Genomic DNA, 16,729 nt, shown 5'->3' with positions numbered 1-16,729 from the left:
GTCGCTACGCTCCTTGCTCCGCCCGTGGATGACGAAGCGTAGGGTCCGCTTCGCGGATCACTCCTCATCCCCAGATCATCAGCGCCACCAACCCGACACCGCCGACCACTAGCCGCCACCAGCCGAACAGCGCGTAGCCTTTGCGCGAGACGTAGTCGAGCAGGAAGCGCACGACAATCAGCGCCGTGACGAAGGCGGCGACGAAGCCGACGGCGATGATCGGCAGGTCGGCACTGCTCAGCACGTTGCGGTTCTTGAACAGGTCGAAGGCGAAGGCGCCGACCATGGTCGGGATCGCAAGGAAGAAGGAAAATTCCGCAGCCGCGCGCTTATCGACGCCCAAAAGCAGGGCGCCGACGATGGTCGAGCCCGAACGCGATGTGCCGGGAATGAGCGACAGGCACTGGAAAAGCCCGATCTGCAGGTAAAGCCGGGTCGGGAAGCGCTCGACATCGCGGTAGACCGGCTTGAGGTTCATGCGGTCCACCGCCAGCAGCACGACGCCGCCGATGATCAGCATGATGCAGATCAGCCTCGGCGATTCGAACAGCACCGTCTTGATGAAATCATGCGCCAGCGCGCCGATGATCGCCGCCGGCAGGAAGGCGATCAGGATGCCGATGGCGAAATGCCGCGTCAGCCGGTCATGCGGCAGGTCGAGCAGCATCTTCCACAGCCGGCGGAAATAGACGCTGAGGATCGCCAGGATGGCGCCGAGCTGGATCAGGATCTCGAAGGCCTTGCCGGTCGAATGGAAGCCGAGGAAATGACCGGCAAGCAGAATATGGCCGGTCGACGACACCGGGATGAACTCGGTCAGCCCCTCCAGCAGGCCGAGCAGCAGGGCTTCGACGATGGTCTGGCTTTCCATGGCTACCTCGGCATTGGCGTGACGGCTGACAGAAGGGCTTGCTTGTCATGGCGTTGAAGTCCCCCTATAGGTCGCAACACCCTGACGGCCCGCTAACCGGGCGGCCAAGACTTACCGGTGCGCCCTGCGATTCGCCAGTGCGCTTTATCATCGCGGAACCATGCTGACGCTTTTCCACCATCCCATGTTCGCCACCTGTCGCTTCGTCCGCCTCGCATTCGGCGAGTATGGCGAGGAGCTGGCTTTGATCGAGGAAAAGCCGTGGACCCGGCGCAAGGAGTTCCTGGCGCTGAACCCGGCCGGCACGCTGCCGATCCTGCTGGCCGAAGGCGACGTGCCGATCGTCGGCGCGACGGTCATATCGGAATATCTCGATGAAACGCGCGGTGTGCTGAAGCGCGACAAGCGGCTGTTCGCCGAGGACCCGATGCAGCGCGCCGAAATCCGCCGGCTCATCGATTGGTATCTCAACAAGGCTGAAAGCGAAGTCACCCGCCATCTGGTGCGCGAGCGCGTGCTGAAGCCGGTCATGCCGGAAACGGCGGGCGGCGGCTCGCCCGATTCGGGCGCGATCCGTGCCGCGCGCGCCAACATCCGCCAGCACATGAAATACACCAACTGGCTGGCCGGCACCCGCCATTGGCTGGCCGGTTCGAGGGTCACCTATGCCGATCTCGCGGCCGCGGCGACGCTGTCGGTGCTCGATTATCTCGGCGAGATCGACTGGCGCGAGCACAGCGCTGCACGCGAATGGTACACACGGGTCAAGTCGCGGCCCTCTTTCCGGCCGCTTTTGACCGACCGGGTGCGTGGCCTGTCACCGGTGTCGCATTATGCGGACCTCGACTTCTGACGCCGCAAAACTGCGCGCGCTGATCGACGCGGAGGCGCAGCGCGCCGGCTTCGATGCCGTTGCCGTCACCTCCCCCGATGCGATCCCGCTGGCGCCGGCGCGCCTGGCCGAATTCGTCGCCGATGGCTTTCACGGCTCGATGGACTGGATCGCCGAGACGCTGCAACGCCGGGCCGAACCGGCGGCACTGTGGCCGCAGGTGCGGTCGATCGTCGTGCTGGCGATGAACTACGGCCCCGACCATGATCCGCGCGGCGTGCTGGCCAAGCGCGACCGTGGCGCCATCTCGGTCTATGCGCAAAACCGCGACTATCACGATGTGATGAAGGGGCGGCTGAAGGAGATCGCCGGCAAGCTCGTGGCGCGCGCCGGCGGTGATGTGAAGGTGTTCGTCGACACTGCGCCGGTGATGGAAAAGCCGCTGGCCGAGGCCGCCGGGCTCGGCTGGCAAGGCAAGCACACCAATCTGGTCAGCCGCGAGCACGGCTCCTGGCTGTTCCTCGGCACCATCTTCACCACCGCCGAACTCGTGCCCGACCGCGCCGAGATCGATCATTGCGGCTCCTGCCGCGCCTGCCTCGACGCGTGCCCGACCGATGCTTTTCCGGCGCCCTACCGGCTCGATGCGCGGCGCTGCATTTCCTATCTCACCATCGAGAACAAGGGGCCGATCCCACATGAGTTCCGTGAAAAGATCGGCAACCGCATCTATGGCTGCGACGATTGTCTTGCCGCCTGCCCGTGGAACAAATTCGCCAAGGCGGCTTCCGAAGCAAAACTCGTCGCGCGCGATGATTTGCGCCAGCCGCCGCTCGCCGACCTTTTGGGTCTCGATGACGCGGCCTTCCGCGCTTTCTTCTCCGGTTCGCCGATAAAACGCATCGGCCGCGACCGGTTCATTCGCAACGTGCTGATCGCCGCCGGCAATTCCGGCGATGCCTCTCTTGCCGACACTGTGCGCGTCTTGCTGGACGATGCTTCGCCGCTGGTGCGGGGCGCGGCAATATGGGCGCTGGCGCGGCTGGTGCTCGACGCCGAATATTCAGAAAGGGCAGCCATCGGCCTGAAAACCGAGAGCGACGAAGCCGTGCGCGACGAATGGCGTCTGGCGCGGCCAACCAGGGCGAATGCATGAGCGAAAAGCAGATCTTCATATTCGGCGCCGGCTATTCCGGCAGGGCTTTTGCTCGGGATAACAAAGGCGCCGCGACGATCTTCGGCACGACACGCTCGCCGGAAAAATTCGAGACGCTGCGGCAGGCCGGCATCGCGCCGCTCCTGTTCGACGGCGCGATGACCGGCGAAATCGGTGATGCATTGGGAAAAACAACGCATCTGCTGATTTCGGTTGCCCCGGAAGAGGCCGGCGATCCCGTTCTGAATGCCGCGCGCGCGGCAATCGCTCAAATGCCTTTGCTGGAATGGATCGGCTATCTCTCTACGGTCGGGGTTTATGGCAATTATGACGGCGCCTGGGTTGATGAAACGGCAGAATGCCGGCCGGTGTCGAAGCGCTCGGTGATGCGGGTTGCCGCCGAACAGGACTGGCTGGAGCTGGGCCGCGAGATCGGCCGACCGGGGGCGATCCTGCGCCTGTCCGGCATCTACGGCCCCGGCCGCAACGCGCTGGTCAATCTGGAAAAAGGCACCGCAAGACGGCTGGTCAAGCCGGACCAGGTGTTCAACCGCATTCATTGCGAGGACATTGCAGGCTCCCTGTGGCAGCTCATCGAAGGCAATACAGGCGGCATCTTCAACGTCACCGACGACCTGCCGGCGCCGCCGCAGGATGTGGTCGCCTATGCCGCTTCATTGATGGGCATAGAGCCGCCGCCCGAGATTCCCTTCGACGCCGCCCAACTTTCGCCCATGGCGCGGTCCTTCTATGGCGAGAACAAGCGTGTCGCCAACGCGGCGATCAAGGCGGCGGGCTATTCCCTGCGCTTTCGCGACTACCGCGCCGCCTTCGATCATATGTGGGCAAGCGGCGATTGGCGTGACGGCGAAGCGCGCAGCCCGATGAAGCGCTGACGATCGAAGCCGCGGGCGCGGCGTGCTATGATTCGGCCTTGGGATTGCGGTGGAGAACCGGGTTCATGAAGACAGCGATGAGGCCATCTTTCGGCAAAACGCCCCTGTTGGCCGCTGCGGTCGGCCTGCTTGCCGTGCTTGGGTTAGCCGTTCAGCCGGCGACCGCCGAGGAGCGGGCAAAAGACCTGTTCGGCGCCAAGAAACTGCCGGCCGCCACCGCGGCGCAGTCGATCGGATTCTATTCCAAGGGCTGTTTTGCCGGCGGCGTCGCCATCCCCTTGGACGGTCCGACCTGGCAGGTGATGCGGCCGTCGCGCAACCGCCGCTGGGGCCATCCGGCGATGATCGCGGTAGTCGAGAAATTGTCGCGCGACGCAGCGGCCGATGGTTGGCCAGGCCTGCTGATCGGCGACATTTCGCAGCCGCGCGGCGGCCCGATGCTGACAGGACATGCCTCGCACCAGATCGGGCTCGACGCCGACATCTGGCTGACGCCGATGCCCAGCCGCCCGCTGTCGATGGCGCAGCGCGAATCGATGAGCGCCACCTTGATGGTCGATGAGAAGACCCATCTGGTGAAGGACGCGCTGTGGACGCCAGCGCACACAAGGCTTTTGAAGCGCGCGGCAAGCTACAGCCAGGTCGAGCGCATCCTGGTCAATCCGGGCATCAAGAAAAAGCTCTGCGATACCGTCAAGGGCGACCGCTTCTGGCTGCGTAAGGTCAGGCCGTTCTGGGGCCACGACTATCATTTCCACATGCGCATCGGCTGTCAGCCCGGATCGCCCGGCTGCAAGGCGCAGGAAGCGACGCCGGACGATGACGGTTGCGGCAAGCCGCTGGCCTGGTGGTTCACGCAGGAGCCCTGGCGCCCCAACAAGAACCCCGATGCGCCCAAGGCCCGCGACCTGATGACGATGGCGAACCTGCCGAGCGAATGCCGCGCCGTGCTCGACGCGCCGGGGCCGTCGTCGGCCGAGGCGGCTACCTACCATGGCGGCGGCGTGCCGGTCGCGGCCGCGGCGCCCGAATCCGAAGCGCCGTCATTGCCCGCCACCCCGGCCGCCGCCGGCCTGCCAAGCACGGGGAACGCTTTCACGGCGACTCCCGAGATCGGCGTGCCGCTGCCGAGACCGCGACCGCCTGGAAACTGACGATCACGGCTTATAGCTTACAGCTTATAGGCAGGCTCAATCGGTTCAACGCCTCATTTTTGCGAAACCGTGGCGGTTTGGCCGCAGAGCCGGCCTCAGCGCGCCGCCGGGGTCGAAAACCGTTTCCCTTTTCAAACCCATGCGCTAGTCAACGGAAGAACGGCCAGATGCCACGGGGGCGCCGGAGACGGACGAGAGCATGCCACGCACAGGCGACGACGACACTTTGCTGCGGTTTCCGATCCTGATCGGCGACATCGGCGGCACCAATGCGCGCTTTTCGATCGTGCTCGACGCCAATTCCGAGGCAGGCGAGCCGACCATCGTCCAGACGGCGAACTACAACACCATCGACGAGGCGATCCAGGCGGCCGTGCTCGACCGCTCGTCGGTGCGTCCCAATTCGGCGGTGCTGGCGGTGGCTGGCCCGGTCGACGGCGACGAGATCGAGCTGACCAACTGCCCCTGGATCGTCAAGCCGAGGAAAATGTTCGCCAGCCTCGGCCTGAGCGACATCGTCGTGCTCAACGATTTCGAGGCGCAGGCGCTGGCCGTCGTCGCGCTCGGCGAGGAGCACATGGAAAAGATCGGCGGCGGCACGCCGGAGCCCAATGCCGGGCGCGTCGTGCTCGGTCCGGGAACCGGGCTCGGCGTCGCCGGGCTGGTCCATGCGCTGCACCACTGGATACCGGTCCCCGGCGAGGGCGGCCATATGGACATCGGCCCGCGCACACCGCGCGATTTCGAGGTTTTTCCGCATATCGAGAAGCTCGAAGGCCGCGTTTCGGGCGAGCAGATCCTGTGCGGGCGCGGTCTGGTCAATGTCTACCGGGCGGTGGCCAAGGCGGACGGCAAGGCGTCGCCCTTCACGACGCCGGCGGAGATCACTGCCGCGGCACTTGCGAAAACCGATCCGGTTGCCGAGGAAGCGCTGGAGATCTTCGTCACCTGCCTTGGGCGCACCGCAGGCGACCTTGCTCTGGTGTTCATGAGCCGCGGCGGCGTGTTCCTCACCGGTGGCATCGCGCAGAAGATCGTGCCGGCGCTGAAAGCCGGCAATTTCCGCGCCGCTTTCGAGGACAAGGCGCCGCACAGCGCGATGATGCGCACCATGCCGGTCTATGTCATCACCCACCCGCTGGCCGCACTTCTGGGCCTTGCCGCCTATGCCAGGAACCCCTCGCTGTTCGGCGTCCAGACCGAGGGCCGGCGCTGGCAGGCCTGAAAGCCAGCGAAGCGCTCGCGCCCCCGCGACGAAGTTAATCAGGTGCGGGCATAGGCAATTAGGCCGCAGGGCGTTAAGAGGGGTGCCGAATTTGCAGCCCCGGTCCCACGAGGCGGAAAACCACAAAGCGCTCCCGATTTGACACTTCAAGCTCCAAACAAACAAAAAGCCCGGCCCGGCGAGGTCACAGCGGTGCTCCGCCGCATCCTCGCTGAAAACGGCAACGAGTATCGCTGGACCTATGTCGTCGCCGTCTCTTGCCTGCTGATCGTTTCCGGCACCACTGCCTTCACGGCGTGGATCATGGCCCCGATGATCAACCAGATCTTCTACGAACGACGCGGCGATATGCTCTGGTTGATCTGTGCCGGTTTCATGGGAGCCTCCCTGCTGCGCGGCTTCGCCGGTTACGGCCAAGCAGTCGCGTTGGCCAGTATCGGCAACAATCTGGTCGCGCGCTACCAGAAGCGCAGCTTCGACCATCTGATGAAGCTCGGCGTCAACTTCTTCAACGATACGCGTTCCGGTCGGCTGGCGGCACAGGTCAGCGAGAATGTCGGCGGCGTTCGCGATCTGCTGTCGCTGACACTGACCTCCATCAGCCGCGACGCGGTCACGCTGATCGCTCTCGTCGGCGTGATGATCTATCAGGATCCGGTGTTGTCGCTCAGCTCGCTGCTGATCGGCCCTCCACTGATCTGGGCCGTCGTCTATATCACCCGCCGACTGCGGCGTATCAACCGGGAATCCGTCCTGATCAATTCGCGGCTGAACGGGTCCGTGCAGGAAGCCACGCAAGGCATCGCCATCGTCAAGGCCTTCACCTTGGAGGCCGAGCTGGCGCGCCGCATCGGCATCATGGCGGACACGGCCGAGCAGCGTAACAACAAGATCGCCCGCGTCTCGGAGCGGCTGTCGCCGATTTCCGAGATTCTGGGCGGTCTCGCCATCACCTCCGTGCTTGCCTATTCCGGCTACCGGGCGCTGTATCTTGGGCAGCCGCCGGGCGCGGTTTTCTCCTTCATCACCGCACTGATCATGGCTTACGATCCGGCAAGACGCCTGGCGCGCACACAGGTGGGCATGGAACGTGCCCTGGTCAACGCGCGCATGATCTACGAGTTGCTCGACCTGGAGCCGAAACAGGGCGACGCACCCGATGCCGTCGAGGCGAGGATCACCACCGGCGAGGTGCGTTTCGACAATGTGACGTTCGGCTACAGCGCCGACATGCCGGTGCTTAGGGACCTGAGCTTTACCGCCGCGGCCGGCAAGGTGACGGCGATCGTCGGTGCGTCGGGCGCCGGCAAATCGACGCTGGTGGCGCTCTTGCAGCGCTTCTACGACGTCGACCGGGGCAGCATCGAGGTCGATGGCCAGGACATCTCGAAGGTAACCAAGCATTCGCTGCGGCAGTCGATCGCCTATGTGGCGCAGGCGCCATATCTGTTCGAGGGCACGATCCGCGACAACATCCGCTACGGCCGTCTGTCGGCCACGGACGCCGAGATCGAGCAGGCGGCGAAACAGGCGGCAGCCGACGAGTTCATCCGCCAGCAGCCGCAAGGTTACGACACGCCGGTCGGCGAAGGCGGCTCGACCCTTTCCGGCGGCCAGCGCCAGCGCGTCTCGATCGCCCGCGCGATCGTGCGCCAGGCACCGATCCTGCTGCTCGACGAGGCGACATCGGCGCTCGACAACGAGGCGGAGGCGCGCGTCCAGGAAGCGCTGACCCAAGTCATGCAAGGCCGCACGACCATCGTCATAGCGCATAGGCTATCGACGGTGGTCAATGCCGACCACATCATCGTGCTGGAAGAGGGCCGGTTGGTCGAGGAAGGCACCCATGCGACGCTGATGGCCGACCCGGACAGCATCTATTCCCGCTTCCACCGCATCCAGGGCAAGAAGGGGCTGGGGCTTGTCGATGACAGCAAGCCGATCCAAACTCCGGTCCGGGCCACGCGTGCGAAGAAGACTGCTGTGAGGAGCACATGAGCGAAGCAAGCGATATGGGCCTTGTGGTGGTGGGCGCTGCCGGCCGCATGGGCCAGACGCTGATCCGTGCCATCCACTCTATATCAGGCGCTCGAGTTATCGGCGCGGTCGAGCGGGCGGATTCGCCGCATCTGGGCAAGGATGCAGGCGAACTCGCCGGCATTGGCCGCATCGATGTGGCGATCAGCGGCGATCCGCTGCCGGTCTTCGCCAAAGCCGATGGCGTGCTCGATTTCACCACCCCTGCTTCGACAGTGGAATTCGCCGGCTACGCGGCGCAGGCGCGCATCGTCCATGTCATCGGCACGACGGGCTGTTCAGCCGACGATAACGCGAAAATAGCGGCGGCGGCGCGCCACGCGATGATCGTCAAGTCGGGCAATATGAGCCTCGGTGTCAATCTTCTGGCGGTGCTGGTCGAACAGGCCGCGCGCGCGCTCGACGCCGACGATTTCGACGTCGAGATCCTCGAAATGCACCACAAGCACAAGGTCGATGCGCCGTCGGGCACGGCACTGCTGCTCGGCGAGGCCGCTGCTGCCGGGCGCGGCATTGCGCTTGCCGGCAATGATGTGCGCGTCCGCGACGGCCACACCGGGGTGCGCAAGACGGGCTCGATCGGCTTCGCCACGCTGCGCGGCGGCTCGGTGGTCGGCGATCACAGCGTGCTGCTGGCCGGCACCGGCGAGCGCATCACGCTGGCCCACCATGCCGAGGACCGCGCCATCTTCGCCCGCGGCGCCGTCAAGGCAGCGCTTTGGGCGCGCGGCAAGAAGCCCGGACTGTATTCGATGCGGGACGTGCTCGGCCTCAGCTGAGCGGCCAATCTGCCAACTTGCCCAACCTGAAGGGAGCAAACATGTCGAGAACCCTCGTGCTCGTGCGCCACGGCCAGAGCGAATGGAATTTGAAGAACCTGTTCACCGGCTGGCGCGACGTCGACCTGACCGAGCAGGGCCATGCCGAGGCCAAGGCCGCCGGTGAGAGGCTCAAGGCGCGCGGCCTGAAATTCGACATCGCCTTCACCTCGGCGCTGATCCGGGCGCAAAAGACCTGTCAGCACATCCTCGACGCCGTCGGTCAAAGCGACCTGAAGACCATCCGCGACCAGGCGCTGAACGAGCGCGACTATGGCGATCTCTCCGGCCTCAACAAGGACGATGCCCGCAAGAAATGGGGCGAGGAGCAGGTGCATGTCTGGCGCCGCTCCTACGACGTGCCGCCGCCCGCCGGCGAAAGCCTGAAGGACACCGGCGCCCGGGTCTGGCCCTATTACCTGCACGATCTGCAGCCGCATGTGCTGCGCGGCGGCACCGTGCTGGTCGCCGCGCACGGCAACTCGCTGCGCGCGCTGATCATGGCGCTCGACGGCAAGTCGGGCGAGGAGATCGTCAAGCTGGAACTCGGCACCGGCGTGCCGGTCATCTACCAGCTCAACGCCGATTCCACCGTCGCGTCCAAGGAAGTGCTGGACGACTGAGCCGGCGAACGGAGCAACCGCGAAAAAAGCGCGTTGACACACATCGCTTGCCCGCTTACATGAGCCCGCACCAGCCCAGATGGCGGAATTGGTAGACGCGCACGGTTCAGGTCCGTGTTCCGCAAGGAGTGGAGGTTCGAGTCCTCTTCTGGGCACCAAATTCCGGTTTCGAACCCTTCGACGGTTCAGAAACTTAAAGAAAAAGCCCGGTTTCGTCCGGGCTTTTTCTTTGTGCGGCTCAAGGTCACTCTAAAACGGCCGTTTCAGCGAGGCCAGCGCCTACGCCGTGCAGCAAAGACTTGTTGCACTGCACCAAAATTTGCGGCTATGTGCAGATATCCAAGATGGACCCGGTGCAATTCCGGGTGGCTCTTCCGGCCGCCGATCCGCCGGACAACAACAAAACCAGATCTGCGCTGACTATGATGGGCTGCGGTCCGTCGCGGTCTGGAAATGATTGACCGGAATTCCATGCTCACATTCAAAACCTACCGCGACGAGTGGCGCGGCAACCTGCGCGGCGACGTGCTCGCGGGCATTGTTGTCGCCCTGGCGCTGATACCAGAAGCCATCGGTTTTTCTGTCATTGCCGGCGTTGACCCCAAGATTGGGCTCTACGCTTCTTTCTCCATCGCCATGATTATCTCCATCACCGGCGGCCGGCCGGCGATGATTTCAGCAGCCACCGCGGCGACAGCCGTGCTCATGGTCACACTGGTGCGCGACCATGGTCTGCAATACCTGCTCGCGGCAACCATTCTGGCCGGCGTGGTCCAGGTCGCGGCCGGCTTCGCTAGGCTGGGTTATGTGATGCGGTTCGTGTCGCGCTCGGTGATGACCGGATTTGTCAACGCGCTTGCGATTCTGATCTTCATGGCCCAACTGCCGGAGCTGGTCGGCATGCCGTGGCAAACCTATGCGATGATCAGTCTCGGCCTTGCCATCATCTATCTGTTTCCCCGCATCACGAAGGCGGTGCCCTCGCCTCTGGTGTGCATCATCGTGCTCACCACCCTATCGCTGCTGCTTCACATCGACGTGCGGACGGTGGGCGACCTCGGCGAACTGCCGTCGAGCTTGCCGACCTTCCTGCTGCCAGACGTGCCTTTCACGCTGGAAACGCTGTGGATCATTTTGCCTTATTCACTAGGCGTGGCCGCGGTTGGCCTGCTCGAAAGCCTGCTGACGGCGTCCATTGTCGACCAGATGACCGACACAAAAAGCGACAAGAACCGTGAATGTGTTGGCCAGGGTATCGCCAACTTCGTAACCGGGTTCCTGGGCGGCATGGCCGGTTGCGCCATGATCGGCCAGTCGGTTATCAACGTCAAATCTGGTGGACGCACGCGGCTTTCCACATTTGTGGCCGGGGCGTTCCTGTTGTTCATGCTCATGTCGCTCGGCGACTGGCTGCGCGTCATTCCCATGCCGGCCCTGGTCGCCATCATGATCATGGTATCGATCGGCACGTTCAGCTGGTCTTCTCTGAACGATCTCAGGAAGCACCCCCGTCGTTCAAGCATCGTCATGCTGGCGACAGTGATCACCGTGGTCGGGACCCACAATCTCGCGCTTGGTGTCGGGGTGGGCGTGCTGCTCTCGGGCATCTTCTTCGCTTGGAAGGTGTCGCAGATTTTCCGCGTCACCTCCACCCTCAGTGGCGACGGCGCGGAGCGCCATTACCTTATCGAGGGCCAGTTATTCTTCGCTTCAGCGGAGGACTTTCTGAACGCGTTCGATTTCAAGGAGCGCCTCCAGCGCGCCGTCATCGACGTCACTCACGCTCATATCTGGGACCTCACTGGCGTCGGCGCAGTCGACACCGCCGTTCTCAAGTTCCGCCGCGAGGGCGTCGAGGTGGAGGTGGTAGGTCTCAACGAGGCCAGCGTCACCATCATGGACAAACTTGCCATGCACAATGAGCCGGGTGCTTTGGAACGAGTCTTCAGCCACTGACGAAGGCCTTCCGACTGAGGTTCTTCGGCTGGTGTCTCGGTTTGGATCCTCGCCCGAGATGACGACGGCGTGGTGTCTACCAGCCAGACCTCCCCTCCTGGTCAGGGCTCCAACAAACCGCTTCAAACTCCGCGCCCGCTTCGCTACGCTCAACCATGGCTCAATCCACCACCCAGATCTTCGGTGCCCGCCGCGACCAGGCGTTCCCCACGCTGGCCGAGGTGGACATCGACCGCATGCGCCGGTTCGGCGAGGCCAGCGCCTATGCGGCCGGCGAGAACATCGTCACGGCGGGCGATGTAGCGCCCGGTCTGATCGTCGTGCTGTCGGGCAGCGTGGATATCACCCAGGACGGGGGGCTCGGCCGGCACGAGACGATCGTCACCCACGGTCCAGGCAGCTTTGTCGGCGAACTGGCGCAGCTTTCGGCCCGTCCCTCGCTGGTCAATGCGCAGGCCGCCGAACCGGTGGAGGCGTTCGTCATCGCCTCGCAGCGGCTGCGCGACCTGATGGTGCAGGAGGCCAATCTCGGCGAGCGCATCATGCGGGCGCTGATCTTGCGCCGCGTCGGGCTTTTGGAGAGCGCCACCAGCGGGCCGATCATCATCGGACCCCAGGACAATGCCGACGTGTTGCGGCTGCAGGGTTTCCTCGCCCGCAGCGGCCAACCGCACCGCGTGCTCGATTCAGACAGCGATCCCTGCGCCAAAACCCTGGTAGAACGCTTCGAGGTCGATCCGCACCACCTGCCGATCGTGCTCTGTCCAAACGGCAGGCTGCTGATGAACCCCGGTGAAAAGGACCTCGCCCGCTGCATCGGCCTGCTGCGGCCGATCGATGCCGATACGGTGTATGACGTGGCCATCGTCGGCGCCGGCCCGGCAGGGCTGGCGGCGGCGGTCTATGCGGCATCCGAAGGCCTGTCGACGATCGTGCTCGATTGCCGTGCCTTCGGCGGACAGGCCGGCGCCTCCTCGCGCATCGAGAATTATCTCGGTTTCCCCACGGGCATTTCGGGCATGGCGCTGATGGCGCGCGCCTACAACCAGGCGCAGAAATTCGGCGTCGAAATGGTGATCCCGGACGAGGCGAAGCTTTTGAGCGCCGCCGCCGACGTGTCAGGCGCCCGCTATCTGCTCGATGTCGGCGACGGCGAGACCGTGCGCACGCGCAGCGTGGTGATCGCCAGCGGCGCGCGCTATCGCCGCCTCGACATCGCCAATCTGGCGCGGTTCGAGGGGACGTCCGTGCATTACTGGGCGTCGCCCATCGAAGGTCGGCTTTGCGCGGACCAGGAAGTGGCGCTGGTCGGCGCCGGCAATTCGGCCGGACAGGCGGCCGTCTATCTGGCCAGCCATGCGCGGAAGGTGGCACTGCTGGCGCGCGGCGGCAGCCTCGATGCCAGCATGTCGCGCTATCTGGTCGAGCGCATCCGGGCGCAGCCGAACATCGAGGTGCTGACCGGGACCGAAATCGAGGCTCTGGAGGGCGAAGAGGGCAATCTTGCCACAGTGCGCTGGCGCAACCGCGCCAGCGGCGCGAAAACGACGCGCTCGATCCGCCATCTTTTCCTGTTCATCGGCGCTGACCCGAACACCGACTGGCTGGCGAACTGCGATGTGGCGCTGGACGCCAGGGGTTTCGTGCGCACCGGATCGGACATAGGATCGACGCAGATGGAGACCAGCCGCAGCGGCGTGTTCGCCATAGGCGACGTCCGCGCCGGCTCGGTCAAACGGGTCGCGGCGGCTGTCGGCGAAGGCGCCCAGGTGGTCGCGGCATTGCATGCCTATCTCGCTCGCGGCAACGCCGACACACCTCGAATGGCAGGAGAGCATGATGGATGAATGCAGACATACGCGCGACATCAGGAAGGTGACGCCGAGCGCCCTCGGCTGCGAGGAATGCCTGAAGAGCGGGTCGCAATGGGTGCATCTGCGGCTCTGCCGCACCTGCGGCCATGTCGGCTGCTGCGACGACTCGCCCAACCGCCACGCCACCAAGCATTTCCACGCCACCCAGCATCCGGTCATCGAGGGCTACGATCCGCCCGAAGGCTGGGCATGGTGCTATGTCGACGAGGTTTTTATCGAGCTTGGCGACGATGTGACCCCGCAGAACGGTCCGATCCCGCGCTTTGTTTGAGCGACGCCAGATGGCGAAGGAATCCCGAGGCGCGATCCATCCGGGCTTTCTTGGCGGCAGCCTCCCTGCTGAACGGCTTGGCAGTCAGTCGGCGAAATATAGATATCCCAGCCAGCCGGCCAGCACGATCGAGGCCGCCCAGATACAAACAATGATCACCGCCGCGCTACGGCTCACGGGCCTGTCAGCGGCAAGGGCAGCGGCCTCCCTGTGTTCCGCCATCACCTCGGGCGGTATCATCCTGACCACGGCAAGGACGCCCAAAGGGACAAGGATCACGTCGTCGAGATAGCCGATCACCGGAATGAAATCGGGGATCAGGTCGATTGGCGACAAGGCATAGCTTGCAACACACACGGCAAGCGCCTTGGCGTACCAGGGCGTTCGCGGATCGCGAGCGGCGAGGTAGAGCGCATGCACATCCCGCTTGATCGTTCGGGCCCACTCATTCAGTGCCATCGGATGATTTTAGCGCCAAATGAAAACCGCCGATAGCGCACGCCTCCGAGAGTGTCTCGAAGAACCGATGACCGCTGGTTTACCGCACGGAGCCGGTGACGGTCGGGTCGATCATGCTGGGAACGGACTTGCGTTCGTTTCCGGCAAGCGCCGCTATGATCAGCAGGCTGGCAACCACCGGGACAAACAGGATGGCGACGCGAGCTTGCACGTAAAAGATGGCGCGCCATTCATTGCGCTTGTCGGGGCTGTTGCTCATCATACTCACTTTGTCGGTCCCCCACGCGGTGACATAGCCGCGAACGGTTAAACAACTCCTTCCGACTTCGTTAACCCGACGGAATTGAGGCGAAATTCCCAAGCGATGCCCCAGATGGCGATGCCAGCTTCAGTTCAGCCCGATAAGCCTGGCGCCCTGCCGGAACAGCGCCACGGCATCCGGCTCGAAGCGGAAGGTGCCGATGAAATCGTCGGCGCAATAGTCCGGCCTTGTCTTGCGAATGGCGGCGGCGAAGCCGCGCGCCTCGTCGAGCCGTCCGGCCAGCGCCAGGCAGTGTGCGGCGATCGCCAGTATGATGGCGTGGGCGTTGGGCCGCGCCGCCGCCTTCAGCGCCCATTCGGCCGCTTCCTCGAACTGGCCGAGCCGGACATGCGCCATGGCGCGTGCGCCCAGCATGCCGAACAGCAGCGGGTCGAACGGGCTGAGATGGCGCGAATGATCGGAAGAGCCTATCGCCGCTCGCGGGTCGCCCGACTGCGAATGCACGAAGGACAGCGCGTAGTGGCCGAGCGCGAAGTTGGGGCTGAGATCGACAGCCCGTTCCAGTTCGAGTAGCGAACCGTCCTGCTCGCCGCGCAGCCACAGCGCCCGGCCCATTGCCCAATGCGCGGCCGGATTGTGGTCGTCGACCAGCAGGCTGTGTCCGGCGCTCTCGAAGGCCAGCGCGCTTTCGCGGTCGCGGTCGCCCCAGCGCTGGAAGGCGTTCTGCCAGTGGGTGAAGGACAGGCCGGCATAGGCGCGGGCAAAGGTCGGGTCGAGCTGCAAGGCCTGGGCAAAGAAATGCCGCGCCTGCTCGTTTTCGGCCTGGGTGAAGCGGTACATGTGCCAGAGTCCGCGATGGTAGGCCTCCCAGGCGTTGAGCGAGCTGGGCGCCTTCAGCATGGCGCGGTTGCGCTCGACTGTTTCGATCTCGGCCGAGATCGAGGAGACGATGCTGTTGCCGATGTCGTCGAGCACGGAAAAGATGTCATCGGGCCTGCGCTCGAAGGTCTCGGCCCAGACGATCCTGGCGCTGCGCACCTCGATCAGTTCGACGCTGACGATGAGGCGGCCGGACGGGCTGCGCACGGTGCCGGTGGCGACATAGTCGACATTCAGCCGGCGGCCGGCATCCTCGGGCGCGATGTTCTGCTCTGCCAGCGCAAACACCGATCCGCGCGCGATGACGAAGAAGTCCCTGAGCTTGGCCAGGCGGGTGATGATGTCGTGGGTGAAACCGTCGGCCAATCCGCCGCGTGCGCCGCCGACCTCCTCGACAAACGGCATCACCGCCAGCGAAGCATGGCTGGGCTCGACCGGGCCGGGTGCGGTCGGCGTGGCCACCAATGGCGATAGTGTGGACAGGCAGGCCGTCCGAAGCGAGATGCCCGACTGTCGGTCACGGATCGCCCGCCAGGCCGCGCGAAGCGGTGCGAAATCCAGTTCTTCCGATTTGAACAACTGTTCTGCCGCCGCCAGATGCTCTTCAGCCGCGCCGATCTCGCCGCGTCCGGCCAGACCTGCCAAAAGTGCCGCATGTGCACGCCGGTCGAACGGCGCCAGTTCCACCCATGTGTCGAGATGGGCGATCGCCGCGTCGCTGTCTGCCGCCAGGCTGCCGACGAGTTGCTCCAGCACGGCGACGTGGCACGAGTGGAAGCGGCGGCGCTGCGCGGTCAGCCAGCTGTTGAAATGCGGGCTGCGCTCGAGCTCCAGCCCATCGAGGAAATCGCCGGCAAACAGTCTGGCCAGCGCCCGCAAGCGCTCGACATCAAGGGTGCCGAGCCCTTGCGTGGCGGCCTGGCTCACCTCCAGCGCATCGACCAGGCAATCGCTCAGATCGAGTGCGACCGTGTCGCCCTGTGTCGCGACCCGGTGTCGGCCCACCGCGTCGAGCGTGCTCCGCAGCTTGCTCAGGCACCAGCGCAGTTCGCCCCTTGGGTCGTTCGGCACATCCCACAACAACTCGCACAGGCGACTGCGGCCGACCGGATGCGGTGCCAGCGCCAGATAGGCGAGCAGCGCGCGCAGCTTGCGTGACGCGGGCAGGGTAACCGGAGCGCCGTCGTGGAAGATCATCAAAGGCCCGAGCAGGCGCACGGAAAGGACCGGCATCTCGACGTCCAGCCTCGATCGAGTGGATTCCACGTGCGTTTCCACGCCTGCTCCCACGCTGGCCTGTCGGCCTCTCCTGTATCACCAAACACGACACGGCGCATCCGGCAGCGGATTTCAGCGCCGGATACAGCCATTGCCGCTGTGCGGCATGTCAGTCCTAGCGCGGCAAGGTCACCAAAC

General features: G+C 64.7%; 15 protein-coding genes, 1 tRNA gene and 1 other annotated feature. Of the genes, 12 read left to right on the top strand and 4 right to left on the bottom strand.

Features of this window, described 5'->3' with window-relative positions; translation table 11 throughout:
• Positions 1-64 precede the first annotated feature (64 nt).
• Positions 65-871, bottom strand: a complete 807-nt coding sequence (locus tag NKJ11_RS12555) for an undecaprenyl-diphosphate phosphatase (protein ID WP_023814166.1) — start codon at positions 869-871, stop codon at positions 65-67.
• 160 nt (positions 872-1,031) lie between these two features.
• On the opposite strand from NKJ11_RS12555, the gene NKJ11_RS12550 reads away from it, so the two are divergent.
• The 12 genes from NKJ11_RS12550 (at position 1,032) to NKJ11_RS12495 (ending at position 13,713) form a co-directional block, all read left to right on the top strand.
• Positions 1,032-1,724 (top strand): glutathione S-transferase family protein, encoded by a 693-nt coding sequence (locus NKJ11_RS12550; RefSeq protein ID WP_013528622.1) that lies wholly within the window; start codon positions 1,032-1,034, stop codon positions 1,722-1,724.
• Positions 1,705-2,859 (top strand): tRNA epoxyqueuosine(34) reductase QueG, encoded by a 1,155-nt coding sequence (queG, locus tag NKJ11_RS12545; protein WP_352628879.1) that lies wholly within the window; start codon positions 1,705-1,707, stop codon positions 2,857-2,859. Before NKJ11_RS12550 ends, queG begins: the two co-directional genes overlap by 20 nt.
• The gene (locus NKJ11_RS12540; RefSeq protein ID WP_352628881.1) at positions 2,856-3,755 is read left to right on the top strand and encodes an SDR family oxidoreductase; all 900 of its coding nucleotides are present in this window, start codon (positions 2,856-2,858) and stop codon (positions 3,753-3,755) included. Before queG ends, NKJ11_RS12540 begins: the two co-directional genes overlap by 4 nt.
• Positions 3,756-3,820: 65 nt before the next feature.
• Positions 3,821-4,909, top strand: a complete 1,089-nt coding sequence (mepA, locus tag NKJ11_RS12535; RefSeq protein WP_352628883.1) for a penicillin-insensitive murein endopeptidase — start codon at positions 3,821-3,823, stop codon at positions 4,907-4,909.
• A 199-nt stretch (positions 4,910-5,108) separates the two neighbouring features.
• Positions 5,109-6,134: a glucokinase gene (locus NKJ11_RS12530; protein WP_352628885.1), complete on the top strand. Its 1,026-nt coding sequence runs from the start codon at positions 5,109-5,111 to the stop codon at positions 6,132-6,134.
• A 138-nt stretch (positions 6,135-6,272) separates the two neighbouring features.
• Positions 6,273-8,132 carry an ABC transporter ATP-binding protein gene (locus NKJ11_RS12525; RefSeq protein ID WP_128305277.1) on the top strand — a complete coding sequence of 620 codons (1,860 nt, stop codon included), beginning with the start codon at positions 6,273-6,275 and terminating at the stop codon, positions 8,130-8,132.
• Positions 8,129-8,950, top strand: coding sequence for a 4-hydroxy-tetrahydrodipicolinate reductase (gene dapB, locus NKJ11_RS12520; RefSeq protein WP_128305276.1), 822 nt, complete (start codon positions 8,129-8,131; stop codon positions 8,948-8,950). Before NKJ11_RS12525 ends, dapB begins: the two co-directional genes overlap by 4 nt.
• Before the next feature lie 41 nt (positions 8,951-8,991).
• Positions 8,992-9,612: a 2,3-bisphosphoglycerate-dependent phosphoglycerate mutase gene (locus NKJ11_RS12515; protein ID WP_128305275.1), complete on the top strand. Its 621-nt coding sequence runs from the start codon at positions 8,992-8,994 to the stop codon at positions 9,610-9,612.
• A gap of 73 nt (positions 9,613-9,685) precedes the next feature.
• Positions 9,686-9,770, top strand: a tRNA-Leu gene (locus NKJ11_RS12510).
• A gap of 185 nt (positions 9,771-9,955) precedes the next feature.
• Positions 9,956-10,011 (top strand) — a sequence feature (sul1 is cis-regulatory element that is thought to sense ions involved in sulfur or methionine metabolism; They are found in Alphaproteobacteria).
• Between the two features lie 72 nt (positions 10,012-10,083).
• Positions 10,084-11,568 (top strand): SulP family inorganic anion transporter, encoded by a 1,485-nt coding sequence (locus NKJ11_RS12505; protein ID WP_128305274.1) that lies wholly within the window; start codon positions 10,084-10,086, stop codon positions 11,566-11,568.
• Between the two features lie 155 nt (positions 11,569-11,723).
• A complete protein-coding gene (locus NKJ11_RS12500; protein ID WP_128305273.1) occupies positions 11,724-13,415 on the top strand; it encodes an FAD-dependent oxidoreductase in 1,692 nt (563 codons plus the stop codon).
• Entirely contained in the window at positions 13,405-13,713 is a 309-nt protein-coding gene (locus tag NKJ11_RS12495) for a UBP-type zinc finger domain-containing protein (protein WP_352793433.1), read from the top strand. Before NKJ11_RS12500 ends, NKJ11_RS12495 begins: the two co-directional genes overlap by 11 nt.
• 84 nt (positions 13,714-13,797) lie before the next feature.
• On the opposite strand, the gene NKJ11_RS12490 is transcribed toward NKJ11_RS12495, so the two are convergent.
• From NKJ11_RS12490 to NKJ11_RS12480, 3 genes are all read right to left on the bottom strand, one after another.
• Positions 13,798-14,172, bottom strand: coding sequence for a YkvA family protein (locus tag NKJ11_RS12490; RefSeq protein WP_352793432.1), 375 nt, complete (start codon positions 14,170-14,172; stop codon positions 13,798-13,800).
• 79 nt (positions 14,173-14,251) lie between these two features.
• Positions 14,252-14,434, bottom strand: coding sequence for a hypothetical protein (locus NKJ11_RS12485; protein WP_013528612.1), 183 nt, complete (start codon positions 14,432-14,434; stop codon positions 14,252-14,254).
• A 126-nt stretch (positions 14,435-14,560) separates the two neighbouring features.
• On the bottom strand, positions 14,561-16,546 hold the full coding sequence (locus NKJ11_RS12480; RefSeq protein ID WP_352793431.1) for a BTAD domain-containing putative transcriptional regulator: 1,986 nt from the start codon (positions 16,544-16,546) through the stop codon (positions 14,561-14,563).
• Positions 16,547-16,729 lie beyond the last annotated feature (183 nt).

Origin of the sequence: Mesorhizobium sp. M0243, assembly GCF_040321775.1 — a bacterium.
Lineage (GTDB): Bacteria > Pseudomonadota > Alphaproteobacteria > Rhizobiales > Rhizobiaceae > Mesorhizobium.
This window is presented reverse-complemented; position numbering and strand designations above follow the sequence as displayed.

Excerpts from the sequence above, each read along its gene's own strand:
- NKJ11_RS12530 (WP_352628885.1), top strand. The coding sequence starts at position 5,109 with ATGCCACGCACAGGCGACGACGACACTTTGCTGCGGTTTCCGATCCTG.
- NKJ11_RS12495 (WP_352793433.1), top strand. The coding sequence starts at position 13,405 with ATGATGGATGAATGCAGACATACGCGCGACATCAGGAAGGTGACGCCG.
- queG (WP_352628879.1), top strand. The coding sequence starts at position 1,705 with ATGCGGACCTCGACTTCTGACGCCGCAAAACTGCGCGCGCTGATCGAC.
- NKJ11_RS12480 (WP_352793431.1), bottom strand. The coding sequence starts at position 16,546 with ATGCCGGTCCTTTCCGTGCGCCTGCTCGGGCCTTTGATGATCTTCCAC.
- NKJ11_RS12515 (WP_128305275.1), top strand. The coding sequence starts at position 8,992 with ATGTCGAGAACCCTCGTGCTCGTGCGCCACGGCCAGAGCGAATGGAAT.
- NKJ11_RS12485 (WP_013528612.1), bottom strand. The coding sequence starts at position 14,434 with ATGATGAGCAACAGCCCCGACAAGCGCAATGAATGGCGCGCCATCTTT.
- NKJ11_RS12500 (WP_128305273.1), top strand. The coding sequence starts at position 11,724 with ATGGCTCAATCCACCACCCAGATCTTCGGTGCCCGCCGCGACCAGGCG.
- mepA (WP_352628883.1), top strand. The coding sequence starts at position 3,821 with ATGAAGACAGCGATGAGGCCATCTTTCGGCAAAACGCCCCTGTTGGCC.
- NKJ11_RS12490 (WP_352793432.1), bottom strand. The coding sequence starts at position 14,172 with ATGGCACTGAATGAGTGGGCCCGAACGATCAAGCGGGATGTGCATGCG.
- NKJ11_RS12550 (WP_013528622.1), top strand. The coding sequence starts at position 1,032 with ATGCTGACGCTTTTCCACCATCCCATGTTCGCCACCTGTCGCTTCGTC.
- dapB (WP_128305276.1), top strand. The coding sequence starts at position 8,129 with ATGAGCGAAGCAAGCGATATGGGCCTTGTGGTGGTGGGCGCTGCCGGC.
- NKJ11_RS12505 (WP_128305274.1), top strand. The coding sequence starts at position 10,084 with ATGCTCACATTCAAAACCTACCGCGACGAGTGGCGCGGCAACCTGCGC.
- NKJ11_RS12555 (WP_023814166.1), bottom strand. The coding sequence starts at position 871 with ATGGAAAGCCAGACCATCGTCGAAGCCCTGCTGCTCGGCCTGCTGGAG.
- NKJ11_RS12540 (WP_352628881.1), top strand. The coding sequence starts at position 2,856 with ATGAGCGAAAAGCAGATCTTCATATTCGGCGCCGGCTATTCCGGCAGG.